At 32.7% G+C, this 25,288-nt stretch carries 23 protein-coding genes; 3 read left to right on the top strand and 20 right to left on the bottom strand.

What is annotated here, in order from left to right:
* The first annotated feature begins 105 nt into the window (after positions 1-105).
* Entirely contained in the window at positions 106-1,341 is a 1,236-nt protein-coding gene (locus tag NIL_RS05135; protein ID WP_187646755.1) for a glutamate-5-semialdehyde dehydrogenase, read from the top strand.
* A 109-nt stretch (positions 1,342-1,450) separates the two neighbouring features.
* On the opposite strand, the gene NIL_RS05130 is transcribed toward NIL_RS05135, so the two are convergent.
* From NIL_RS05130 to NIL_RS05075, 14 genes are all read right to left on the bottom strand, one after another.
* Positions 1,451-2,593 carry a sensor histidine kinase gene (locus tag NIL_RS05130; protein WP_187646754.1) on the bottom strand — a complete coding sequence of 381 codons (1,143 nt, stop codon included), beginning with the start codon at positions 2,591-2,593 and terminating at the stop codon, positions 1,451-1,453.
* Positions 2,574-3,224, bottom strand: a complete 651-nt coding sequence (locus tag NIL_RS05125; protein ID WP_187646753.1) for a response regulator transcription factor — start codon at positions 3,222-3,224, stop codon at positions 2,574-2,576. Before NIL_RS05125 ends, NIL_RS05130 begins: the two co-directional genes overlap by 20 nt.
* The gene (locus NIL_RS10830; RefSeq protein ID WP_197972042.1) at positions 3,205-4,104 is read right to left on the bottom strand and encodes an HAD-IC family P-type ATPase; all 900 of its coding nucleotides are present in this window, start codon (positions 4,102-4,104) and stop codon (positions 3,205-3,207) included. The genes NIL_RS05125 and NIL_RS10830 overlap by 20 nt, the downstream gene beginning before the upstream one ends.
* The gene (locus NIL_RS10825; protein WP_197972041.1) at positions 4,034-4,597 is read right to left on the bottom strand and encodes an HAD-IC family P-type ATPase; all 564 of its coding nucleotides are present in this window, start codon (positions 4,595-4,597) and stop codon (positions 4,034-4,036) included. Before NIL_RS10825 ends, NIL_RS10830 begins: the two co-directional genes overlap by 71 nt.
* A 20-nt stretch (positions 4,598-4,617) precedes the next feature.
* Positions 4,618-5,190 carry an HAD family hydrolase gene (locus NIL_RS10820; RefSeq protein WP_197972040.1) on the bottom strand — a complete coding sequence of 191 codons (573 nt, stop codon included), beginning with the start codon at positions 5,188-5,190 and terminating at the stop codon, positions 4,618-4,620.
* Complete coding sequence (locus NIL_RS05115; RefSeq protein WP_197972039.1) at positions 5,177-5,386, bottom strand: SHOCT domain-containing protein; 210 nt, start codon at positions 5,384-5,386, stop codon at positions 5,177-5,179. Before NIL_RS05115 ends, NIL_RS10820 begins: the two co-directional genes overlap by 14 nt.
* Positions 5,387-5,426: 40 nt before the next feature.
* Positions 5,427-8,534, bottom strand: coding sequence for an efflux RND transporter permease subunit (locus NIL_RS05110; protein ID WP_187646752.1), 3,108 nt, complete (start codon positions 8,532-8,534; stop codon positions 5,427-5,429).
* Positions 8,535-8,542: 8 nt separating this feature from the next.
* The gene (locus tag NIL_RS05105) at positions 8,543-9,520 is read right to left on the bottom strand and encodes an efflux RND transporter periplasmic adaptor subunit (RefSeq protein WP_187646751.1); all 978 of its coding nucleotides are present in this window, start codon (positions 9,518-9,520) and stop codon (positions 8,543-8,545) included.
* A complete protein-coding gene (locus tag NIL_RS05100) occupies positions 9,517-10,698 on the bottom strand; it encodes a TolC family protein (protein ID WP_187646750.1) in 1,182 nt (393 codons plus the stop codon). Before NIL_RS05100 ends, NIL_RS05105 begins: the two co-directional genes overlap by 4 nt.
* A gap of 1 nt (position 10,699) precedes the next feature.
* Positions 10,700-11,074, bottom strand: a complete 375-nt coding sequence (locus NIL_RS05095; protein WP_187646749.1) for a FixH family protein — start codon at positions 11,072-11,074, stop codon at positions 10,700-10,702.
* Positions 11,075-11,211: 137 nt separating this feature from the next.
* A complete protein-coding gene (locus NIL_RS05090) occupies positions 11,212-14,283 on the bottom strand; it encodes an efflux RND transporter permease subunit (RefSeq protein ID WP_187646748.1) in 3,072 nt (1,023 codons plus the stop codon).
* Positions 14,276-15,358: an efflux RND transporter periplasmic adaptor subunit gene (locus NIL_RS05085; protein ID WP_187646747.1), complete on the bottom strand. Its 1,083-nt coding sequence runs from the start codon at positions 15,356-15,358 to the stop codon at positions 14,276-14,278. The genes NIL_RS05090 and NIL_RS05085 overlap by 8 nt, the downstream gene beginning before the upstream one ends.
* A complete protein-coding gene (locus tag NIL_RS05080; RefSeq protein ID WP_187646746.1) occupies positions 15,355-16,554 on the bottom strand; it encodes a TolC family protein in 1,200 nt (399 codons plus the stop codon). Before NIL_RS05080 ends, NIL_RS05085 begins: the two co-directional genes overlap by 4 nt.
* 86 nt (positions 16,555-16,640) lie before the next feature.
* Complete coding sequence (locus tag NIL_RS05075; protein ID WP_187648521.1) at positions 16,641-16,943, bottom strand: hypothetical protein; 303 nt, start codon at positions 16,941-16,943, stop codon at positions 16,641-16,643.
* A 172-nt stretch (positions 16,944-17,115) separates the two neighbouring features.
* On the opposite strand from NIL_RS05075, the gene NIL_RS05070 reads away from it, so the two are divergent.
* Complete coding sequence (locus NIL_RS05070) at positions 17,116-17,688, top strand: ABC transporter ATP-binding protein (protein WP_187648520.1); 573 nt, start codon at positions 17,116-17,118, stop codon at positions 17,686-17,688.
* Here NIL_RS05070 and NIL_RS05065 read toward each other — a convergent pair.
* From NIL_RS05065 to NIL_RS05040, 6 genes are read right to left on the bottom strand one after another with little or no spacing between them, the layout of a single operon-like run.
* A complete protein-coding gene (locus NIL_RS05065) occupies positions 17,678-18,379 on the bottom strand; it encodes a lysophospholipid acyltransferase family protein (protein ID WP_187648519.1) in 702 nt (233 codons plus the stop codon). The two genes, NIL_RS05070 and NIL_RS05065, sit on opposite strands and share 11 nt — an antisense overlap.
* Positions 18,357-19,430 (bottom strand): hypothetical protein, encoded by a 1,074-nt coding sequence (locus tag NIL_RS05060; protein ID WP_187648518.1) that lies wholly within the window; start codon positions 19,428-19,430, stop codon positions 18,357-18,359. The genes NIL_RS05065 and NIL_RS05060 overlap by 23 nt, the downstream gene beginning before the upstream one ends.
* A gap of 4 nt (positions 19,431-19,434) precedes the next feature.
* Positions 19,435-20,106, bottom strand: coding sequence for a phosphoribosylformylglycinamidine synthase subunit PurQ (gene purQ / locus NIL_RS05055; RefSeq protein WP_187648517.1), 672 nt, complete (start codon positions 20,104-20,106; stop codon positions 19,435-19,437).
* On the bottom strand, positions 20,103-20,345 hold the full coding sequence (gene purS / locus NIL_RS05050) for a phosphoribosylformylglycinamidine synthase subunit PurS (protein ID WP_187648516.1): 243 nt from the start codon (positions 20,343-20,345) through the stop codon (positions 20,103-20,105). Before purS ends, purQ begins: the two co-directional genes overlap by 4 nt.
* A gap of 26 nt (positions 20,346-20,371) precedes the next feature.
* Entirely contained in the window at positions 20,372-21,085 is a 714-nt protein-coding gene (gene purC / locus NIL_RS05045; RefSeq protein WP_187648515.1) for a phosphoribosylaminoimidazolesuccinocarboxamide synthase, read from the bottom strand.
* A 2-nt stretch (positions 21,086-21,087) separates the two neighbouring features.
* Positions 21,088-22,416: a S41 family peptidase gene (locus tag NIL_RS05040; RefSeq protein ID WP_187648514.1), complete on the bottom strand. Its 1,329-nt coding sequence runs from the start codon at positions 22,414-22,416 to the stop codon at positions 21,088-21,090.
* Between the two features lie 278 nt (positions 22,417-22,694).
* Between NIL_RS05040 and NIL_RS11065 the strand changes: the two genes are divergently transcribed.
* Positions 22,695-25,283, top strand: coding sequence for an ATP-dependent Clp protease ATP-binding subunit (locus NIL_RS11065; protein ID WP_187648513.1), 2,589 nt, complete (start codon positions 22,695-22,697; stop codon positions 25,281-25,283).
* Positions 25,284-25,288 lie beyond the last annotated feature (5 nt).

The raw sequence follows: 25,288 nt of genomic DNA, 5'->3' as shown, positions 1-25,288 counted from the left end.
TTATATTATTAAGCTTTAAAGCTTAAAACCCTATAAAATATTTTTTTAATTGCTTAAAAAGCTGTGAAGCTGTAAAATAGTGACAAAAAAAGGGGTAGAAAAGTAATGGAAGAGTTTTTAAAAAGAGCAAAAATAAGCGCTTCTGTTTTATCGCAAATAACAGGAGAAAAGAAGAAAAAAGTTTTAAAAGAGATGGCTGAAGCTTTAGTTAGACATGAAAAAGAGATTTTAGAAGCAAATGCGATAGATATGCAATATGCTGAAGAAAACGGTCTTAGTACAGCTTTAAAAGATAGGCTTTTGTTGAATAAAAAAAGAGTTTTGGATATGGCAAACTCAGTTGCCGAAATAGCTGCATTAAAAGATCCAGTAGGTAGAGTACTAGATGGTTGGGTTCTTGATAATGGGCTGAGAATAGAAAAAGTATCCATTCCAATAGGGGTTATAGGGATCATCTACGAATCAAGACCAAACGTCACAAGTGATACGGCTGCGCTATGTTTTAAAAGTTCGAATGTCTGTATTCTTAAGGGTGGAAAAGAGGCTCAGCACTCAAACGAAGCCATTGCAAATATTTTAAGAGATGTTTTGGAAAAGAATTCCCTTCCAAAAGATATAATTTCTTTGCTTCCTGATTACAGTAGAGAAGGGGTGGCCAAACTTATAAAGATGGATAAATACGTAGATCTCATCATACCAAGAGGAGGCGAAGCTCTTATAAGATATATTAGCCAAAATGCCACAGTTGCGGTTGTAAAACATGACAAAGGACTTTGCCATACATACATAGATAAAGATGCGGATTTTGAAAAAGCTGTAAAGATAGCTGTAAATGCTAAAGTTCAAAGGCCAGGTGTCTGCAACGCTATGGAAACTCTTTTGGTGGATTATGCCATAAAAGATGAGATGCTTCTAAAACTTTATGAAGCTTTTAAACCTCATCTAACTACTTTGAAAGGATGTGCTATAACGAGAGAGGTTATAGAAGTTGAAGAGGCTACTGAAGAGGATTATCATACAGAGTATCTTGAAAATATACTCTCAATAAAAGTGGTTGATGGCGTTGAAGGAGCGATAGAGCATATAAGAAAATATGGTTCAGGACATAGTGAAGCAATAGTTACTGAAAATTATACAACCGCAGAGAAATTTTTAAATAGTATAGACGCCGCTTGTGTCTATGTAAACGCATCCACAAGATTTACTGATGGTGGTGTTTTCGGTTTTGGTGCAGAAGTAGGCATAAGTACCAACAAACTTCACTCACGTGGCCCAATGGGTATAAACGACCTTACTACTTATAAATACAAAATTTACGGAGAAGGGCAGATTAGAGAGTAATCTCGCCCTTTAGTAATAACTGATTTTGTTTCTAAATATGAACGATATAAAATTGTGATATTTAAAGAAGTTATGTTGATTTTTCAGAGGTTTAAATTAACAAAAAACTCTATGATAAAAAATCAACCTTAAAAGTTGTAATATTGTTTTTAGATATTACATCTATTTTAAAGCCGTATTTTTTGCAGATAGTGGAGACAATATCAAGACCTATTCCAAAGCCTCCTGTAGTTTCGTCATCTCTTTCGTATCTTTTAAAAATTTGTGATAATTTATCGCTTTTAATAGTTTTTCCTTCATTTGTAACTGATAAAGTACAATTTTTTAAAGTTACCGTGATAATACTGTTTGGTTTTGCATATTTGATAGCATTATCTACAAGATTTTTAATCAAAATATCTATATGATTAGGATCTGCTTCAATATGACACGGATTTACCTCTTTTTTTATTTTTAAATCTTTTTGTTCTATTAAAAGAGCAAAAAAATCCAAACTATTATCCAATTTTTTAGATATATCTACCAATTTCTTTTCACATTTGCTGTGTTGATTGAAAGATATAAAACTCATATCCTGATATATTTTAGAAATTAGTTTTGAACTCATTTTTAAAGTTTTTATGTAAGTAGGTTTTTCACCTTTTTGCTCAATTTTTTGTGTTGCCAAAAGTATGGATGTAACTGGAGTGTTCAACTCATGTGTACTATCTTTTATAAATCTATCAAGCTCTTTGATTTTTTCTTTCATGGGTTTTAAAAAAAGTTTTCCAAGATACCAGCCTACAGACATTAAAAATATAAAAGCAAATAAAGATATAAAAATAGTTTTTCTAAAAATTGATTTAAGATGTTTTTCAAAATCTTTATCTTTTACAACAATATAGTTTATGCCAAGATGTCCTTTAGCCCCTTTATCTACATAATAGGCACTTCCATTTTTAACAAAAAACTCCTTTTTTATATCTACTTCTTCTTTGAATGTACCGTCGATAAACTGTTTATTTTTATCTAAAAGCATAAAATCTGACTTTTTTGGAATAATAAAGTCTTTATGTCTCATATGTGCGTCTATAGCGGATGATGCGATTTTAAATGCCTCGATTCTAAGTTTATTAAAAACTTTCTCTTTGTAAGCTTCCGTTTCTATTTTGTAAAACAGGATTCCAAATCCTACTATTACTAGAAAAATAGAGCCAATATATACACTCATAAAACGAAAAAGAGACCTTTTTTCATAATGGCTCAAGCTCATAACCGGTCCCTCTATAAGTTTTAATAAAAGGTATATATTTTCTCAACATTTTTATATAACTTCTGATAGTTGCTTCACTTGGTGTCCCGTCATAATTCCAAATATTTTGTATCAACTCCTCTTTGGTCACTATTTTTCCTCTGTTTTTGTAAAGATAATGCAAAATCTCTGAGGCCTTAGGAGTTAGTGAAATCTCTTTATCTTCAAAAATTAACAGATGTCTCTTATGGTCAAATTTTAATATTTTAAAATCTATTAGACCATTATTGATATTAAATAATTTTAAAATATGTTCTACTCTCGCATCTAGCTCTTCAAACTCGAAAGGTTTCTTTATGTAATCGTCACATCCAAGTTCAAATCCCTCTTTAACATCTTTGCTGCTGTTTGCAGAAGTGATCATTATAGCTGGAGTAGTATCTTTGTTTTCTCTGAGTTTTTTAAGTAATTCAAAACCGCTAATACCCGGAACTTTTATATCTAGTAGTATAAGATCAACTCTTTTTTCATATAGATATTCAAAAGCCTCTTCTCCATTTAAAAAGTGTATTACTTCATATCCTTTTTCCGACAGATGCTCTTTGATAAGCTCACTGAGCATCAAATCATCTTCAAGAAGAAGTATCTTCATCCGCTTTGAACCTTTTTAAAAACTGTGCATTTATAGCTACTATTACAGTACTTGCAGACATTAGCATAGCACCAATAGCAGGTTCTATTAATATTCCGTAACTAGCTAGTACGCCTGCAGCTAAAGGTATCGTAACGATATTATACCCGCTTGCCCACCAAAGATTTTGTATCATTTTTTTATATGTTGATTTTGAAAGTTTATAAGCATAAACCACATCCAATAAAGAGTTTTTTGTCAAGATAATATCTGCGCTTTGAGCGGCAATATCTGTTCCTGCTCCTATAGCAATACCTACATTTGCTTTTAAAAGAGCAGGGGCATCATTTATCCCGTCACCAACTATAGCCACTATTCTACCCTCTTTTTTAGGATTTTCTATAATTTCAACTTTTTGGGTTGGCATAAGAACTGAAAAGTAGTTATCAATTCCTATCTCGTTAGCTACTTCTATAGCTACATCTTTATTGTCACCAGTTAGCATATAAACTTTTATATTATCCTTTTTAAATTGAACTATAGCTATTTTAGATTCATCTTTTATTTTATCTTTTAATAAAATCACTCCTAAAACATCACTGTTTTTACCTACCCAAACTTTTGTATAAGCTACATTAATGTATTGTTTTAAAGTTTCTGGTATTTTCAAATCAAGTCTTTTTAATAGTTTGCCGTCCCATACAAAGATTTTATCTTTTTTATATTCACCTATAGCACCTATACTGGGTATTATTTGAAACTTTTCAATTTTCTTTGTTGTTATACCTTGTTTTTTAGCATACTCAACTATCGCTTTTGCAATAGTATGTTCAGAGTTTTGTTCTACGAGTGCTGATAGGAAAAATCTGGTTTTTATCAATAGTACCATCAATATTGGCAATGCTTAGTTTTCCTTCAGTTATAGTTCCTGTTTTATCTAAACATATGGTATCAATATCTTTTAATTTCTCAAATGCCTCTTTATCTCTTATCAAAATCCCATGTTTTGCACCTAGAGTGGTAGAAATGGCAACAACAAGAGGTACAGCCAACCCTAAGGCATGAGGACAAGCTATAATAAGAACCGTAACACTTCTTAGGAGAGCTTCTGAAACTCCAATAACTGGCATCCAGTAAGCAAAAGTAGCGCTTGATACTGCAATAGCGCCATAAAATAGCCATTTTGCTGCTTTATTTGCAATATTTTGTGTTTTAGATCTACTTTTTTGAGCTTTTTTAACCAGTTCTATAACTTGAAAAAGATAACTCTCTTCTCCGCTTTTTTCGATCTTTACTTCCAAAATTTCATCAAGGTTGGTTGAGCCCATAAAAACTCTATCGTTTTTCTCTTTAAAGACAGGTTTTGATTCTCCTGTCAAAAAAGATTCGTCCACACTGCTTTCTCCCTCTACGACTATACCGTCAGAAGGAATTTTTCACCAGGTTTTATTAAAATGGTATCATCTATTTTCAGATTTTCGATTTCGATATCTACCACTTTGCCATTTTCCATTTTGTGTGCTTTGTGGGGGATCAATCTTACAAGTTCTTGCAAAGCATTTGCAGCTCCCATCACACTTATAGCTTCTATATAGTGTCCTATAAGCATTACATCTATCAATGTAGCTAATTCCCCAAAAAACTCTTTTGATTTAGGATCAAAAAGTGCATATGTGGAGTAAAAATAGGCTACACTGATAGCCAAGGAGATTAGGATCATCATACCAGGATTTGCTCTTTTTATCTCTTCGAAACTCCCTTTTAAGAAAGGTTTTCCTCCATAGAAATAGACAAATGTTGATAGAACAAAAATTATCGCTTCTCTATAAGGAATATCAAGCTTGAAGCCTAAAATTTTCCATATCATAGGAGATAGTAATAAAATGGGGATAGTAGCTGCCAAAGAGAGTAAAAATCTCTTTTTGAAATCATTCATATGATGCATGTGTGATGAATGATATTTTTTTATAAGGCTATTTTTTTCCATTTTCTTTCCCTTTGAGAGTCTCTAACAAAGACTTATACTCATCCTTATCGATCTCTCCTTTAGCCAATCTCTCATCCAAAATATCTTTAGGGGTTTTTATATTGCTTTTTATTTTTAATATAACTATTAAATAGACTATCAAAGCAATAAAAGCTAACCAAAAAACCAGGTTATAACCAAACATGTGCATATCCATAACGGCTCCTTTTCTTTTATTATAGCCGTTTAGTATGGAATTAACGCGTAACGGAGTTTGCTTTTTTAATATAACTCATATACAAAATAGGGATTATTATCAATGACAAAATTGCAGAAGAGACAACCCCTCCTATCATTGGGGCTGCGATACGTTGCATAACTTCACTTCCAACTCCACTACTATACATAATAGGCAAAAGTCCAGCAAGTATGGCAAAAACTGTCATAAGTTTCGGTCTGACTCTTTTCACCGCTCCTTCATAAATAGCTTCATAGAGCTCTTTGTCATCAATCTTTTTTCCGCTCTCTATGCGCTTTTGGACACTCTCTTTTAGATAAACTATCATAACTATAGCAGTTTCTGCAGCTATACCCAGTAGAGCTAAAAAACCCACGATAACAGCTATGCTCATATTGAAGTTTAGAAAATCAATGTAAAATAGACCACCCAAAAAGGCAAAAGGAAGAGTCGTAAAAACGATAAAAGTTGGAACTAGTTCATTTAGTGCAAGATATATCAAGATAAAAATTATCACCAAAACTGTAGGTACTATCCACTTGATTGTCTCCATAGCACTTTCAAGATACTCCGATTCTCCTGCCCACTCATAGAAGTATCCTGCAGGAAGTTTTATATCTTTTAAAAGTTCTTCAGCCATTTTTTTATATTCGCTTCCACTGACTTCGTTTACAGGTGTTATATAGATATATGTAACCGGTTTTGCTTTTTCACTTTTCAAGACAGAAGAACTCTGCTTATAGTAAATATTTGCTACTTCTTTTAAAGGAATATAACCATAATCGGTTTTGATTTTAAGCTCTTTTATATCTTCTAAATCTCTTCTTTCTTCCTCATCGAATCTAACGGAAATCGGATATCTCCCTAAATTTTTTATATAGGTTGTAACTTTTTTGCCTCCTATGGCACTGCTGACAAAGTTTAAAACTCTATCTTTATTTAGGTTATATAAAGATTGTTGCTCTTCATCAATATCTATATTTATAAAATATCCTGTATCGCTTCTATCGGCAAAAACAGACTCTGTTATTTTTAGATTTTTCAATCTCTCTTCTATCTCTTTTGCCAAAGCTTGCAGTTTTTTTGTATCGTCTCCATAAAGTTTTATTCCAACAGGAGTTCTAATACCACTAAGAAGCATATCTATTCTGCCTCTTATAGGATATGTCCAAGAGTTTACCAGCCCTGGTATTTGCAAAGAGTCATCCAGCTCTTCTATTAATTTTTTAATACTCATATCCTCTCGCCATTGGCTCTTAGGTTTTAAAGTTATAATAGTCTCTATCATTGATAAAGGAGCTGGATCTGTTGCAGTATCAGCTCTTCCTCCTTTTCCGAACACGGTCTCAACTTCCGGAAAACTTTTTATAATCTTGTCTGTTTTTTGTGTAAGCTCTTTGCTAAGGTCTACACTTATGCCGTAAGGAGTAACTGGCATATACATCAATACCCCTTCATTTAAAGGAGGCATAAACTCCCATTTTAGTTTCTGATAAAGAGGGTATGAAAAAAAGAGTGCTGCTATTGCAGCGGCATAAACCAAGTATCTAAATTTCATAGCAAAAACTAAAAATGGGTGATATAACCAGATAAAAAATCTGTTGATAGGATTTTTGGACTCTTTAGGAACCTTTTTTATAAAAATAACCATCAGTGCAGGAACTAAAGTTATAGCTATCAAAGCTCCGGCACTCATAGCAAATGTTTTTGTGAAGGCAAGAGGCGAAAACAGTAATCCTTCTTGACCTTTTAGAGCAAAAATTGGTAAAAAAGAGATAACTACAAGTGCTAGTGCGAAAAATATCGGTCTTCCAACGGTTTTTGAAGATTCCTGTATAGCCTTTAGCCTCTCTTTGTTTGAAATCTCTAGTTTTGTCTGTGTTATTTCATCTATTTTTTTATGTGCATTTTCAATCATAACTATAGAAGCATCAACCATAGCTCCTATCGCTATGGCAATTCCTCCTAAACTCATAATGTTAGAACCGATACCGAAAAGTTTCATAAGTAAAAATGTCAAACCTATGGTTAACGGTAAAACTATAATCAAAATAAAAGAGCTTCTAAAATGAAAAAGAAACAGGGCAATAATAATAATAACAATGATACTCTCTTCTATCAGTGTATTTCTTAGATTTTCTATGGAGTCTTCTATGAGCTTAGAGCGATCATAAACTGGGACTATTTTTATATCATCTGTTTGTAGCTCTTTTATCTTTTGTTTGATATTTTTGATAGTGTTATACACATCCGCGCCATATTTTGCTATAACTATGCCACCAACCACTTCGCCTTCACCGTTTAAATCAGCCATACCTCTTCTAGGAGATGCCACTATTTCAACAGATGCAACATCTTTTATTCTCAGAGGAATTTTTTCTTGAGTTTTTATGGTCAAATTTTCAATATCTTGTAAACTTTTTATATATCCTCTGGTTTGAACCATCCATTCATAGCCATTTTTTAGTATGACTCTGCCGCCAGTATCGTTATTGTTGCTTTTTAGAGTTTTTATGATATCTTCTACACTTAAACCGTATCTAATAAGATCATCGTTTTTTACTGTAACCTGAAAATTTGGAACAAATCCTCCGATTGTTGCTACTTCACTTACACCGTCTATGGCTGTAAGAGCATATTTTAGAGTATAGTCTTGATAAGTTCTTAAAAAACCTAGATCTTTTGTTTTGCTAACAAGTGCATACTCATAAACCCAGCCAACACCTGAAGCATCCGGTCCCAAAGAGACTTCGGCACCTTTTGGTAAAGATGATGCGATAGAAGAGAGCTCTTCTAAAACTCTGCTTCTAGCCCAGTAAAGATCTACCCCATCTTTGAAAATAATATAAATCAAAGCGTTTTCATAAGTAGAAAAGCCTCTAACTGTTTCAATATCTGAAATACCTAAAAAAGAGCTTACCAGAGGATAGGTTACCTGGTCTTCTATGATATTTGGACTTTGTCCTTCCCACTTTACCTGAACTATTACCTGTGGAGGGGAAAGATCCGGTATGGCGTCTAGTGGCGTATTTTTGATTGAATAGATAGATATCAAACTAAGTATTGCAAATATTATAAAAATCACAACTCTGTTTTTGATGCTGTACTCTATAATTTTTTCAATCATTTTACATCCTAAAATAGTCCGTTTATTTGTGCATCACTATCTAACAAAAACATAGCACTGTCTGCTATCTCATCCCCTTTTTGCAATCCCGAAATTAGTTTGTAGTATTTGTTGTTTAGCGGTTTTACTTCTATCTCTACCGGCTCATATTCTCCTTCAAATTCTCCTACTTTAAATGCATACCATTTTCCATCTTTTCTTATAACGGCACTTTTTGGTATTAGAAGAAATTTTTTATCTTTCAAACCGACTTCAAGTTTTGCATACATTCCTGCTATTAGCTCTCCGTCGTTTTTTATATCTACTCTTAAGGTTATAAAAGAATCATTTTTAGAAATAATAGGATATATATGAAGGTTTTTCCCAGGATAATTTCTACTTAGTATATCTATGTAGATATTGAAATATTGAGCTTTTTTGACAAAAGATATCTCTTTTTGTGGAATTTTTGCCAAAAATTGAAGTGTTGACATATCTGCAATTTGAAAAATTTTTTCTTTTTTGTTAAAAGAGCTTTTGTTATATACACTTTTTTTTATAATAAATCCATCTATAGGAGAATTTATAAATGTATAAGCAGAGGATTTTTTAGTTTTTTTGATTGTTTCGATCTCATTTTCATCTATATCTAAAAGTTTTAGCTTCTCAAATGTAGCCCCTATCATTTTTTTATCCCGTTTGTATATCAAAGAGCTTGCATACTCCTCTTTTGCTCTATAGACTTCTGGACTATAAACTTTTGCAAGATTTTCTCCTTTTTTTACTTTTTGATAGATCTCTTTTGCATAAAGTTTTTCTATATATCCACCAAATCTAGGGGCAATATCGTAAATTTTTTTTTCATCAAGCTTTAAAAAGCCATAATAGCTTCTCTTTTCGCTAACCGTTTTTTCTATAACTTTTGTGGTTTTAACGTTAAATAACTGTTCTATATTAATCTCTTGCGAAAAGAGCATTAAGGGAATAAGCATAATAAAAATTCTCATTGAGTTCTCCCTTCCAACCATAAAATTTGGGCTTTCGTCCTAATAAGTTGCGCTTTGAATTTAATAAGTTTCAACTCAAGATCAAATCTTCTTTCTAGTGTATCTATATATTTAAAGAGTGTGCTGCCTGAGATTACACCGGCATTTGTTAGTTCAAACATATGTTCTATTTTGGGAAGACTCTCTTTTTCAATCAGTTCTATCTTCTTTTTTAATGAATCGTATCTTATTTTGAGTAAAGCTAGTCTGCTTAGAAGGTAGTTTTCAAAATCTCTTTTTTTCATACTTAAAGAGATTTTTTTTATCTTCTCTTCTTCCAACCTTATATTTTCCGTTCCGTAAATTGGAAGTGAAAAAGAGATTCCCAAAGAGATATAATCTTGAAAATTATCTCTACGGTAATATCCTGCTTCTATGGCAAAATCGCTAAAATTATCCAATTTTACTCTTGCAATTTTATGTTTTTGGTATCTGATCTTTTCACTTAAAGCTATCAGTTTTGGATTCTTTTTTACTCCTTTAAAATCGATTTTTGATAAATGGTTAATATCATAATCTATCTTTACTATTTTTTTTGAGGCTAAATATGAGATATTTTGTAAAATCTCCTCTAGCTTTGAATTGTAATCTACTGTTTTTGTTTTCAAATTTGTCAAAAAGAGTTCCGATTTCATTAAAAAAAGATGACTTGAATCGTTAGTTATGGAAAATGATCTATAAAGATCGATACTCTGTTTTGTCAAATCTATATATTTATTGAAAATTTTCAAAGATTCATTTATTTCTATATAATCTGTGATATTTAAATATATAGATTTCACAAGATAGTTTTTTGCTTCCAGATAGTTTGCAAAAGTTATATCTTTTTCGCTAATAGCTAATCTCTTATTCAAATCTCTTTTTCCAAAATATGGAAATTGTTGTTTAATAGATATATATTCACTTTGCATAGGTTCTAAATCTCTTCTTGATGGGTTATCCAATCTTAAATCGTTTATGCCTATTTTTAAAACAGGATTTTGAAGATTTTTGCTTCTTTTGGTTTTTGTCTCTTTTAGCCGTACCAGTTCTTCTATAGATTTTAGATTTGGATTGTTTTTTAAAGCCGTTTTAACTATATCCTCTATACTTTCGGCAAAAAGAGACGCCGAAAGTATAAAAATTAAAAGGAGTTTCATTTTAAAAACTCACCGAAGTTTTAACTCTATACTTTTTTCCGTTCTTGTCTGTAACAAAAACGTGTACCTGCCAGGTTCCTCTCATTGGAAATTTTACATTTAAAAGATATTCTCCATCTTTTAAAGGCTTAACTTTTGCAAAACTTTCCATATATGGCATTCCAGGCATTGCGGGCATAAAAAACTTTACTTTGACCTCTTTGGGGTTTAAACCCTTTTTGCTGATTTTTAAGGTCAAACTGTTTTCTCCAGAAGTTAGCGGTTTTGTAGAAGTAAATTCTACATTGAAACCTCTGTATTTTACATGCTTTTGGAACCCTGCAGCATAAGAGGATACAACTAAAAACATAGTCAAAATAATTGTTGTTAGTCTCATTTTCCATCCTTTGTCTGGTTTTTGAACGGAAAATGATAACTTTTTAAATGTGGAAAAAGCGTGTAACCAAGCTTTTTAACGAAGTTTAAAAAAAGAGAGTAAGAGATAAAATATATATACGGGGCTAAGCCCGTATATTACTTATGATTTAGATCTTTTATAAATCTAAGATACAAAATAGGAAGAACTATCAATGTAAGCATGGTGGAACTTGCAAGCCCATAGATAACAACTATAGCTAGAGGTCTTTGTATCTCAGAACTAGGACCTGTAGCAAACATTAGAGGAAGCAGACCTAAAGCCGCAATCAGTGCCGTCATTAAAACAGGTCTTAATCTCCTCATAGCTCCTGTAATAACCGCATCTTTTACGTTCATACCGTTTAATACTAGTTGATTAAAATAGTTTACCATTACAACTCCGTTAAGTATAGCTATACCAAGAAGTGCAATAAAACCAACTGAAGCTGGAACGGATAGATACTCTCCGGTAAAGTATAGACCTGCAATTCCTCCAACTAAGGCCAAAGGTATGTTTACTAAAACTAGTAGAGCTTGTGTCAAAGAGTTAAAAGACATAAAAAGCAGTATAAAAATCATAAAAATCGAAATAGGAACAATTATCATAAGTCTTTTTGCGGCTCTTTGTTGGTTTTCAAACTCTCCACCATACTCTATAAAGTAACCAGCTGGAAGTTTTATCTCTTTATCTATTAGTTTTTTAACATCTTCCACGTATCCCACAAGATCTCTTCCTTCTACATTGCTTTGGACTACTGTTTTTCTAAGCCCTTTTTCATGTTCAATCTGAACGGGACCGCCGGTTTGACTGAACATTACAAGTTGAGTCAAAGGAACTGTTTTGCCGTTTGGCAAGGTATAGTTTAACTTTTTAAGTTTTGAGATCGATTTTTGTAGAGTCTCTTCTCCTTTGATAACTAGATCAACTCTTCTCATACCCTCTTGTATGATGCCTATCTTCACTCCATCTATAAGTGTTTTTAGATATGTGGCGATTTCGGCTTCGCTAACCCCGTATAGTCCTAAAGCGTTGTAGTTAAAAACAAGTTCTAGGTATTCAAAACCTTCATTTGCTTTTTTATACACATCTGTGCTTCCCGGGACTTTTTCCAAAAGATTTTTTATCTTCTTTCCAAGTTCGTTTAAAACATCCTGATCGCTTCCATATATCTTAATAGCAAGATCTCCTCTAACACCGGTTAGCATCTCAGAAACTCTCATCTCTATTGGCTGAGTAAAACTGTATTCAATACCAGGAAACTCTTCTAAAACTTTCCTAAGCTCATTTATTAGCCACTCTTTATCCGGTTTTCTCCATTTATCTTTTGGTTTGAGTACTAAAAAAGTATCCGTATCGTTTAGTCCCATTGGGTCAAGACCTAGTTCGTCACTTCCTGTTCTAGCAACTATAGATATTACTTCAGGAACCTCTTTAAGTATCTTTTGCTGGATTTTTAGATCCATAACTTTACTCTCATCCAGACTTATAGATGGGTTTTTTTCTATTCCTATAATGATACTTCCTTCATCCATTGTGGGCATAAAAGTTTTACCAACATGCATAAACATATATACAGCACTTCCCATTAAAATAAAGGCCGTTAATACAACTGCCCACTGATTTTTGATGGCAAGAAGTAGGGAAGGTTTATATGCTTTTAGTAATAATCTCATAACAAAAGACTCTTTATCCGGTCTTATCTTTAGTATCATATAGCTAAATACAGGTATTAGAGTTATGGCTAAAACAAGTGAACTAAAAAGAGCGAAAACGATACTTAAAGCAACGGGTTTAAAGAGTTTTCCCTCTAATCCTTCAAGCGTCAAAAGAGGCATAAAGACTATAATGATAATCAAAACTCCCGTTACGATAGATGGGGCAACCTCTTTTGCGGCTCTTAAAATGATGTCTGTTTTCGAACATCTTTTATGCTTAGGATTTCCTAACTCCGCCGTTATATGCTCTACCATAACAACTGCCGAATCAACCAGCATTCCGACCGCTATAGCAAGTCCTCCCAAACTCATAAGATTTGCGCTAAGTCCAAACATTTTCATCGCGATAAAACTCATAAGCAATGCGAAAGGAAGTATCAAAGCAACAGATACCGCAGAAGCTATGTTTCCAAGCATCACAAGAAGGATTACTATAATCAGTACTATAGCTTCTATGAGAGCCTTTTTAACTGTATGAGTAGCGATATTTACAAGTTCGCTTCTATCATACAAAAGTTTTATGGAAGTTCCTTCGGGTAAAGATTTTTCTATTTTTCTTAATTCATCTTTAACCTCTTTTATAACTTTTGCGGCATTTGCACCTTTGAGTGAAAGAACTATCCCCTCTACCGCTTCGCCTTCTCCGTCTTTTGTTACAAAACCGGCTCTTGTTAGATGTCCTATACTAACATCTGCTATATCTTTAACTTTTATGATTTTGTTGCCTATTTTTTTTACCGCTCTATTTTTAATATCTTCAATATCTTTAATCTTTCCTACACTTCTAACATAAAAACTCTCAGGTCCTACCGTTACTCTTCCTGCACCATCGTTCATATTGTTTTCTTGAAGGGCGGTTTTTAGCATATCCATATGAATACCAAAAGCCTGCATTTTTTTTAGATTAGGAGTTACTTGATATGTTTTTACAAAACCGCCTAAGGAGTTTACTTCCGCAACTCCGTTAATACTTCTGATTTTTGGGGCTATAATCCAATCGAGAATAGTTCTTTTTTCTGTTAAAGAGAGTTTGTCCGACTCTATGGTAAACATCAAAATATCACTTAGCGGAGTACTAATAGGTGCAAGACCACCTTCTATATTTTTTGGAAGTTCCTCTTTTATAGAATTTAGCCTTTCGCTTACTTGTTGTCTAGCCCAGTAAATATCGGTTCCCTCTTCAAAATCAATAGTGATATCGCAAAGTCCGTATTTTGAAATGGACCTAACGATACTTTGGTGGGGAATGCCAAGCATTGCAAGTTCTATAGGTGTAGTTATGCGCGATTCTACTTCAGAAGGTGTCATACCGCTGGATTTTATAATGATTTTAACCTGAGTCGGCGAAATATCGGGGAAAGCGTCAATCGGAAGCTCTTTGTAAGATTTTATACCAAAGCCAAGTATTATAAGAGCCATTAAAAGAATAAAAAGTCTTTGTGAGAGCGAAAATTTAATGATATTATCAATCATTTGTCTCCTCCATCATACCTTTAAGGACCATTGCGCCTTCTACTACTATTTTGTCGTTTGATCCTAATCTACTATCTGGTTTTGCGTAGAAAAACTCTTTGTCTTCGGCTAATATGTCTATGACTATCGGTTCAAAACCTTTGTTAGTTTCTTTGAAGATATAATATTTTTTAGATATGTAAATAGCGGCTATTTTTGGTATTTTTAAAGCCTCTTTTAGTATCTGGATTTTTGCGTTTGTTTTGTAATCAAGTAGTAAATCTAAATCTGAAGGAACAAAAAACCTTACTCTTTGAGTCTGATTTTGCGGATTTACTATCTTTGATTTATTTAGAACGCGGCTGTTAAAACTATAGGAATTAAGAGAAAGCCTTACTTTTTGTCCAATATTTAGATTTTTCGATGCATTCAGAGGCATATATATATCTAAAACCTTTTTTTCGGTGGAGATGAGCGTTAATAAAGGGTTTGAAGTTTCTGTTGTTGAGCCGGCGTTTACATGTAGCTTACTAACAATGCTTCGCGTAGGGGCTTTTATAACCAGGCTCTTTTTGATTTTGGCATTTTTTAAGATATCTTGTATATCTTTATCTGTTGCGCCGTAAAGCTTCAATAGCGATTTTTTGCTTTTTAACTCATTTTTGATTGTTTCATATTCCGCTTTTGAAAAAAGACACTGTTTTTGAGGTATGATACCCTCTTTACACAATTTTGATTTTCTTTCATAATCTATTTTGACTCTTGATAGCTCAATATTTAGCTTGATTAGATCATTTTGAGTTTCAATCCACTCTTTTGAAGTAACTTTGGCTAAAATGTCTCCTTTTTGAACCAAATCATACTCGCCAACTTCTAACTTTTCTACCGTAGCGGAAAAAGGTAAAGATACAGAATAGATCATTGATGGAGGAGCCTTTATCTGAGACAGATACTCTCCTAAAGGAATCTGTTTGGTTGATTCTATCTTTTTGCTCTTAATTTGCCAGTTTTCAATCTGTTTTTTTGTTAAAGTTATAGTTTGACTTGCAAATAGTGTTAGTGTACTTAAAAAAACTGCTATCATTAATCTTCTCATTTCATCTCCTTTATACCTGCTGTGCTAAATATTTCAAAGAGTATATTGAAATACTCTTTTTTATATTCGATAAGTTTTATTTTCGTATCTATCATATCCCTTTTAATACTTAAAAGTTCCAAGATGGAACTTTCCCCATTTAAATAACTTTTTTGTACAATATCATTAAGCTCGTTTTGTTCTTTTTCCATTTTTTTTGTAATTTCATAGCTTTTTATCACAGAATCGAGCCTAGTTTTAAGTTTTAAAATGGTGGCTTTTGTTTGATATATATCACTATTTAACTCAGTCTGTTTTAAAGAGATGTTTTGCATGACCTTTCTTTTTTCCAACTCTCTTTTTGAAGAACTGAAATAAAGTGGTATTCCTATACCTGCAGTATATTTTTTTGTACCAAATTCATCACTATATTCTATTTTGATTGAGTACCTGTCAGTAAAAGATTCGTATTTTTTAAGTAAATTTTTCAAAGCCTCTATTTGCAATTTTTTAGCTTTTATGTTTAGTGACTCTTTTAAAAGATAGTCTATATTGAAACTAAAATTATTGAACTTGATATTTTCTATGCAAACAATATCTTCAAACTCTATTTTAGTAGAAGAAAGAAGCTCTTTTAGTTTCATCAAAGAGTTTTTGATCTCATTTTGGGTTAATAAAAGATCGTTTTTGGCTCTTTGAAGTTCCATTTCAATACTTAAGATATCTTTTTTTGATATCTCTCCTAATTCATAGGCTTTTCTCATCTTTTGAGCAAACTCTTTTAAATTTTTCAAATTTTCATTTTTTAATCTATATATCTGTTTATTAAAACATGTTTCGTAAAAACTGCTTTTAATGGAGTAGATAATGTTTAAAAGTTTGCTCTGTAGTTGAAGTGTTTTTGCTTTAGTAAATATTTCACCACTTTTTTTGAGTATATCTTTTGTTTTAGGTGTCAAAAACTCTTTTGACAGGTTTAAATAAAACTCATTTCCGCTAACACCACTGTTTTCTTCGGCGTATGCTCCCAAAATTTCTGCTTCTAAAGCATCATCTGAAACTGAAAGTTTCGTTTCAGTTCTGAGTAGATTTCTCTCTTTTTCGATAATATTGACCATTGGATGGCTTTTTTTTACCTCATTTATAATCTCTACTAAATTCACCTCTTTAGCAATAGAGAATGAAAATATTAAAGATATAAATATTATATATCTCATTTATATCCTTTCATATATAGTTTTATTGTCAATTAATTAATAAACGTCGTGTCGGTATTTTTATGAAATTTTATTGAATAAAGTAGTTAAACTATCGCAGGCGGATGAAATATGGAGATTTCTAGATGATCGTTATAAGGATTTTCACTATAGTTTACTTCCTCTTTTTTCAAGTCAGCAAATGAAATATTTATAAAATCCAAAAGAAAAAAGCTGTGATGAATATCTGCATGAAGTTGGCAAGCTGTATCTAACTCTTTTTTATCAAGTTCATCTATACAGACAACATTTTCAGAGCATGGATCTATGTATTCGAAAACAAAATCGTGAAAAACCAAAAATGAGAAACTGATTATAAGTAAACCGAGAATTTTCTTTTTCAAACGCATTAACTCTCCAACTATTTATTATTAGATTTTATTAGAAAAAAAATAATAACTAAATGAAAAAAAATATTAATATTTGAGTTTATCTTTTTATAAGAGTAAAAATGGGTATTGAAGATGATTTTTAGATTAATTTAGAGGTGCCCTTAAGTTAAAAAATGGAATAATTGCTACTATGAAAGATAAAGTATTAGAGATTAGAGATTTGACTTTTGGATATGATAAAAAAAATCTTCTTTTTAGAGATTTTTCCCTTGATGTTTATAGAGGGGAGGTAGTCTCCATAGTCGGTCCAAGTGGAGTTGGAAAAAGTACCCTTTTTGAACTGATAGGGGGATTTTTAAAACCTATAAAAGGTTCAATTAAGGTTAAAAAGATTTCACAAGTTTTTCAAGACCCCTATACATCATTTCACCCTTCATATACGATAATAGAACAGATTTCAGATGTATGCTCCACAGAAGGTATTGAAGAGTTGGCAGATATGATGCAGATTGATAGTGAACTTTTATACAAAAGAGCACATGAGCTTTCAGGTGGACAGCTTCAAAGATGCTCAATTTTAAGATCTATTATGATGAAACCGGATCTTTTATTGGCAGATGAGCCAACTTCAGCACTGGACAATATAATACAGCTTGAAGTTATGAAACTTTTAGTAAAACTTTTGGATAGGGTAGGGATACTACTAATAACGCATGATTTGGATTTGGCTAAATGGTGCAGTGATAAGATAATTAAGCTTTAGGACAAAGTTTTCTTTTTTCCTCGTCTAAAACCTTTTGCATCTCTTCTCTTAGATTTTTTAGCCACTCTTCTTCCTCTTTAGCCTCAAAAGATGGAAGATATTTTACTTTTATAACTCCAGGATTTAACTCTAGCTTTTTACTGTCAAATCTCTCTCTTGCACATACGATAACAATAGGTTGCACTTTTAGGTTAAGTTTATCTGCTATAACTTTTGCTCCCGGTTTAAATGGAAGAAGTCTATCTTTACTAGAACGAGTACCTTCTGGAAAAATTGCTATAGTCTTTTTTTTAACTTTTTCTTTTGCCTCTTTTAAAAGTCTTATTATGGCTCTTTTATCTTGTCTATCAAGTCTTATATTTTCCGGAAGTTTAAGCAATAAACCAAAAAACGGAGTGTCAAAAAGCTCTTTTTTAGCTATCCATACCATATCAAACGGATAAGTGGCTTCAATAACTGGAATATCTATAAAACTTGAGTGATTCATTATAATCATCTTCGCTTCTTTATCAATCTTGCCTTCTGTTACGACTTTTATACCTAAAAATATCAATATAGCTCGGGTATAGAAGATTTTAATTTTTTTGTAGTAACTTTTTGGAAAAATTAAAAATGCAAAAATGTTAAATGTAACTAGTACAATAATAACAACGGTAGCCCAAATTCCTCTAATTTTCGCAAAGATCTTCATCTTTTACCCATCCTATTTTGCCGTTAGGCAGTTCTATCTTGGTATAACCATTTGTATGGTTCAATCTTTTTGTTTTGAAGTTATAATCCGTTATAAAAAACACAGTACTATTTTTGGTTGGTAGTAATGAAACTTTACTATTTTCTTTAACACAAACGGTTTTTAAAGGTATTGAGAGATATGCGCCGTATCCCCCAAAAATAAACGCTATAAAAAGATAAAAAAACGATTTCTTAAAAAGAGCTATTATTAAGAAAAACGTAGAGATAGATAGAAAAATAATGATTTTTATAGTTTTGTGGCTACTTTCACTTGGTCTAATGTCCGATTGTGTGCTTACGGTTTCATCTTTTACTTCAATTTCTCTAGATATATGTTCAAATTTGTTTTTAGATAAATTAAAAAAGGAAAACTTGAAATTTTTTAAATATGAAGGGACTATAGCAAAATATGTGATTGATGTTAAAGGAAAGTTTTGATATATCTCCTCTATTCCTTCTTTGACAGCGAAATCTAGATGAAAATCTTCCAAATTTGATAGATTGGCTTCAATGTTGATAACTATAAGATTTTGGTCCTTATCATATTGAATAGCCTGAAAATTTTTCATTTCCAAAGAATTTGCCAACACGTTGCAAAAATCTTTAGGAGGATTAAGTTTTATCGCTTTTATACTTTTTCCTGGCAATATATCTTTTATAAGGGGACTATAGTTGTCTTTTAGAAGATATACGGTAATATCAGGCAGTCTAATATTTTGAGTTAAAGCTTTAAAATAGAAAGTTTTATAGATGTAAATACCTTCCTGTCGTTCGGGAATATCACTGCTAATAGGTATTATTCCTTCTGTATTTTCAAAATTGTATGAGAGATTTTTATATACTTCTTCGGTTACTATTATTTTTATAGTTACTGGGAAAATCTGATTTACGAATATTTTTTTAGGTAAGTCATGATACGATAGGTATAAGGAATCACTCCTTATACCCAGGTTTATTTCTTCACAATAAAGATTTAACAACAAAATCGGTATAAAAACAAACTTTAACAAACCTTTAATCGATAAATCCTTTAATCATTTTTATTCCATCTTCACTTCCGAGTATTTTTTCACAGGCTCTTTCAGGATGTGGCATAAGTCCAAAAACGTTTTTATTTTCGTTACAGATTCCGGCTATTGCATCAACTGAACCGTTTGGATTGTCGATATTTCCATCTTTGTCGCAATATTGAAGAATAATTTGTCCTTTATCATACATCTTTTTTAATCTATCTTCTTCAACAAAGTAGTTACCTTCAGCATGTGCTATAGGGATATTTAAAATATCGCCTTTTTGAAGTTTTGATAAAAATCTGTTTTCATTGTTTAAAACTTTGATATATTGAAATTTGGATACAAAATGGAGATTTTCATTCCTTTTCATAGCTCCCGGAAGTAGATGAGACTCTAGCAGTATCTGAAATCCGTTACAGATACCAAGAACATATCCACCTCTATCTGCAAACTCTTTTACTGCTTTCATTATAGGACTGAATCTTGCTATCGCTCCACTTCTAAGGTAGTCTCCATAACTAAAACCACCAGGAATAACTACAAGATCTGTTTTTTTAGGAATATCTTGTAGTTTATGCCAGATAATCTCTGTTTCGCAGCCAATATGATTAAAGGCATATTCAGTATCAAATTCGCAATTTGTTCCAGGAAATCTAACTATCGCTACTCTCATTTTTCAATCTCTATTTTATAATCTTCTATCACTGTATTTGCAAGAAGAGTTTCACACATCTCTTTTACTCTCTCTTTTGCTCTATTTTCATCACTCTCATTAAGAGTTAAAATAATCTGTTTTCCAACTCTTACATCATTAACCTCATTAAACCCCAATGATTCTAAAGCGTGATGAACGGCTTTACCTTGAGGATCTAAAACTCCGGGCTTTAAATAAATATCAACTATAGCTTTCATTTTTTTAGTCCTTTACAAATTTAAAATTACTTATTTAATATTCTTTTTAAAACCTCTTCGTATGCAAGTTTTACATTTCCTAAATCTTGTCTAAATCTATCCTTATCAAGCTTTTCACCAGTGTTTTTATCCCAGAATCTACAGCTGTCTGGGCTTATCTCATCTGCTAAAATTATTTTGCCATCACTATCTTTTCCAAACTCAAGTTTAAAATCTACCAAAATCAGATCTCTTTGATCGAAAAAAGATTTAAGTATAACGTTGATTTCACGTCCGAGTCTCTTTAATTCTTCAAGTTCGCTCTCACTTTCAGCAAGTTCGAGTATCAAAGCGTGTTCGTCGTTTATGATAGGATCGTGGAGATCGTCGTTTTTATAATAAAATTCGACAAGGGAAAAAGGTAATTTAGTTCCATCTGGAATACCTAATCTTTTAGTTAGAGAGCCCGTAGCGATATTTCTTACAACAACTTCGATAGGAATCATTTCGGCTTTTTTTATAACCATTTCGCTATCACTGAGTCTTTTTACGTAATGGGTAGGAATGCCCTCTTTTTCCAAAAGCTCAAAAAGCTCGGAACTTATTTGGCAGTTTAACGCACCTTTTCCCTTCTCAAAACCCTTTTTTACGGCATCAAAAGCGGTTAAGTCGTCTTTAAACTCTGCAATTAAAAAGTTTTCATCTTCCGTTAAAAATATTTTTTTGCCTTTTCCTTCGTATAAAAGCTCTTTTTTTTCCATTTTCACCCTTTTTTAGATTTTATTATGATTAGTGCTTTTAAGATATCGGCAGCCTCTTTAAGCTGAGTGTCTTTGTTAAGATCTTTTTCGGTTATTAGACCATCTTCATCTTTTTTCTCTTTATCTTTTTTCTCATCTTTTTTCTTGCCCTCTAGTTTTTCAAGTTCGCTTTTTAGATGTTTTTTAAGTTCAGCCTCTTTTATCATAAATTCATCTTCTTGAACTTTAAGTTCTCCTGGATGAACGGTGATATCAGGAGTCACTCCTAGGGCCTGAATCGTTCTTCCGCTTGGAAGATAATATCTTGCAATAGTTAGTTTTATAGCTTCATTTTTATCTATTGGTAAAATTACTTGTACGCTTCCTTTTCCGAATGTTTTTTCACCTACTATTATGGCACGTTTATGATCTTGCAAAGAACCACTTACAATCTCGCTGGCACTAGCACTTCCCCCGTTAACTAAAACAACTAACGGGATATTTTTGTATGTGCCGGATTTCGTAGCTTTATAAACTCTGTTTTCAGAGTCAATTCTTCCTTTTTGCGAAACTATTACACCTTTATCTACGAAAAGATCTACAAGACCTACTGCTTGATCCAAAAGTCCGCCGGGATTGTTTCTTAAATCTAAAATTATTCCTTTTGTTTTGTCTTCGTTCTCTTTGATATATCTCTTAACTTCGTTTACGACTTTCTTATCGAAAGATACTACTCTTAAATAGAGTATTTCCTCATTTAAAATATGCTTGGCATAAACGGAGTCTATTTTTATAATATCTCTTACTATTTCAACTTTTATGGGTTTTGGTTCACCTTTTCTAACTATAGTAAGATAGATTTTAGTTCCAGGCTTTCCTCTCATAAGGCTTACTGCCTCATCAAGAGTCATATCGATAGTGGATTTATCATCTATTTTTAAGATAATATCACCGGCTTTTAATCCGGCTTTATCTGCGGGAGTTCCCTCAATTGGGGCAATTATCGTCAAAGCACCGTCTCTAATACCTACGGTAATACCAAGTCCTCCAAACTCTCCTTCTGTTTGTATTTTCAACTCTTTAAAATGTCTTTTGTCTAGAAATGAAGAGTGAGCGTCGAGATTACTAAGAAGACCGGCTATAGCTTTATTTATAATATCTTCAATAGTTAAAGGATCTACATAATATTTTTCAACCGTTCCTACTACTTTTGTAAATTTAGCTATCGCATCCAATCTAGACGTAATATTTAGTTCATCTGCATTTTTAGCGTACAATTGAGTTTGAAAAAGGGAATAACTAAGAATAGCGCTAGTTAAAAAACCTGCTGTTAAGTATCTCATTTTTATCATTATTTTACCTCTATTAATTTGTAGAAAAACCAAGGTGATTATAGTTTAAAATTGATAAAAATTGGCTAAACTCTATTATTAGTATGAGGAGTGAAGGAATAAAGGGGAGAAGGTGGTAAGGATGAAGGTTGAAGGTATAAGTGATATGAGGTGTGGGTATGAGTGTGTGTGAGGAGCAACGTTCACCATACCCAACCTACTCAACTACTTAACTAAATAAACTTGACATCACTAGACTAAAGTTGTATAATAACAAAAAACTAAAAAAGGAGTAGGGTATGAGTAATATTTTTGAAAAACTTACCCATAAGATGACAGAAAATATAGAATCTGCAGTAAGTTTAGCGCTGCACAACAAGAATCCTGAAGTTGACGTAGCACATATGCTGTGGGCACTACTTACAGACAGTTCTTCCATATTAAATCAGGCTTTAAATAAAATGGGCATAGATAAAGCCCCTATTGAACTAGAAGCAAAAAGTGTTGCGGATAGACTTCCAAAAGTATCATCTATAACTAAAGAAAATATAAAGATCTCAAGACATTTAGCTGAGAGCCTTCAAAAAGCAGAAGGCCAGATGGTAAAAAACGGAGATCAATATCTAGCTGTAGATACCTGGATAGAAGCCAACATAGACGATCCCGTTTTTAAAGAGATTCTTGGCAAATATGTAGATCTTTTTGAATTTAAAAAGACACTAGAGGCCATTAGAGGTGGCAAAAAGATCGATAAACAAACAGCTGATGAAACTTTGGAGGCTTTGGAAAAGTACGGTATAGACTTGACTAAAAAAGCTGCCGAAGGAGAGCTTGACCCTGTTATTGGTAGAGATGAAGAGATTCATAGGGTTATGCAGATACTTATTAGAAAAACAAAAAACAATCCTATACTTTTGGGAGAACCTGGTGTAGGTAAAACAGCTATTGTAGAAGGATTAGCACAAAGAATCGTAAATAAAGAGGTTCCTATAAGCCTTCAAAATAAAAGGGTTATCGCTCTTGATATGACGGCTCTTATTGCCGGAGCAAAATATAGAGGCGAGTTTGAAGACAGATTAAAAGCCGTTGTTGACGAAGTAAAACAGAGCGGGGACATCATCCTTTTCATAGATGAAATTCACACTATTGTAGGTGCCGGAGCTAGCGAAGGAAGTATGGATGCCGCAAACATTTTAAAACCGGCTCTTGCAAGAGGAGAACTACACACTATAGGCGCCACAACACTTAAAGAGTATAGAAAATATTTCGAAAAAGATGCAGCCCTTCAAAGAAGATTCCAACCGGTTAAAGTTGAAGAACCGAGTATCAATCAAGCTCTACAGATATTAAGAGGTATCAAAGAGAGATTAGAGGCTCATCACAATGTTCAGATACTTGATAGTGCTTTAGTAGCGGCTGCAAAACTTAGTGCCAGATATATTACAGATAGATATCTGCCTGATAAAGCTATAGATCTTATAGATGAAGCGGCGGCAGAACTTAAAATGCAAATAGAATCAGAGCCTTTTGAACTCTCTAAAATCAAAAGAGAGATTCAACAATTATTGGTTGAAAAAGAGGCTTTGATGATGGAGAAATCCAAAAAAAATGAAGAAAGACTGGCAGAAATTGAAAAAGAGTTAGCAAATCTTGAAGAGAAAAAAAGAGAACTTGAAACTCAGTTTGAAAACGAAAAAAGAGTTTTCAAAGAGATTGCTAAAACAAAAGAAGAGATAGAAAAGAAAAAAGTTGAGGCCGAACGAGCAAAAAGAGAGGGTGATTACAATAAGGCAGCCGAGATAGAATACGGCCAAATCCCTCAGTTAGAAAACAGACTAAAAGAGCTTAACGAGCAGTGGCAAAGAATGCAAGAAGCAGGAACGCTTCTTAAAAATGCGGTTGATGAAGAGATGATAGCTGCAATAGTTAGCAAATGGACAGGTATTCCCGTAACTAAAATGCTTCAAAGCGAAAAAGAGAAGATATTGCATGTAGAAGATGAACTTAAAAAACATGTAGTAGGTCAAGATGAAGCTATCAAAGCGGTTTCAAGAGCAATTAAAAGAAATAAAGCCGGACTTTCCGAGCCAAACAGACCGATTGGCAGTTTTATGTTCTTAGGACCTACAGGTGTAGGTAAAACCCAGACGGCTAAAACATTGGCCAAATTTCTATTTGATACCGAAAAAGCTCTTATTAGGATAGATATGAGCGAATATATGGAAAAACATGCAGTATCAAGACTTGTTGGTGCACCTCCTGGATATGTTGGTTATGAAGAGGGAGGGCAACTAACTGAAGCTGTAAGAAGAAAACCTTACAGTGTAGTTTTATTTGACGAGATAGAAAAAGCCCATCCTGATGTTTTTAATATCTTGTTACAGGTTCTTGATGATGGAAGACTAACGGACAATAAAGGTGTTACGGTAGATTTTAGAAATACTATAATCATCATGACAAGCAATATAGCTAGTGATAAAATTATGGAGTTTAGAGATCCTGAAGATAGAGAAAAAGCCGTTAAAGACGAATTAAAAAGATATTTCAAACCGGAATTCCTAAACAGACTTGATGATATTGTGATTTTTAATCCTTTAGGAGAGCAAGAGATTGTTAAGATTGTAGATATTATGTTTGAAGGTATAAAAAATAAACTTAAAGAGAGAGATATCAAAATCGAACTTACAGAAAGTGCGAAAAAAATCGTTGCAAAAGCAGGTTTTGATCCTGTTTACGGAGCAAGGCCGCTTAAAAGAGCTTTATACGAGCTAGTTGAGGATAGACTTGCCGAACTTATACTTGAGGACAAAGTAAAAGATGGAGACGATGTAGTTTTCGATGCAGATGGGGACGAAGTGATAGTTATCGTAAACGGACAGAAGGTATAACCTTT

The sequence above is a fragment of the Nitrosophilus labii genome, from assembly GCF_014466985.1.
Taxonomy (GTDB): domain Bacteria; phylum Campylobacterota; class Campylobacteria; order Campylobacterales; family Nitratiruptoraceae; genus Nitrosophilus_A; species Nitrosophilus_A labii.
Note: the sequence above shows the minus strand (reverse complement) of the source record. Positions and strands in the feature narration are given on the sequence as shown.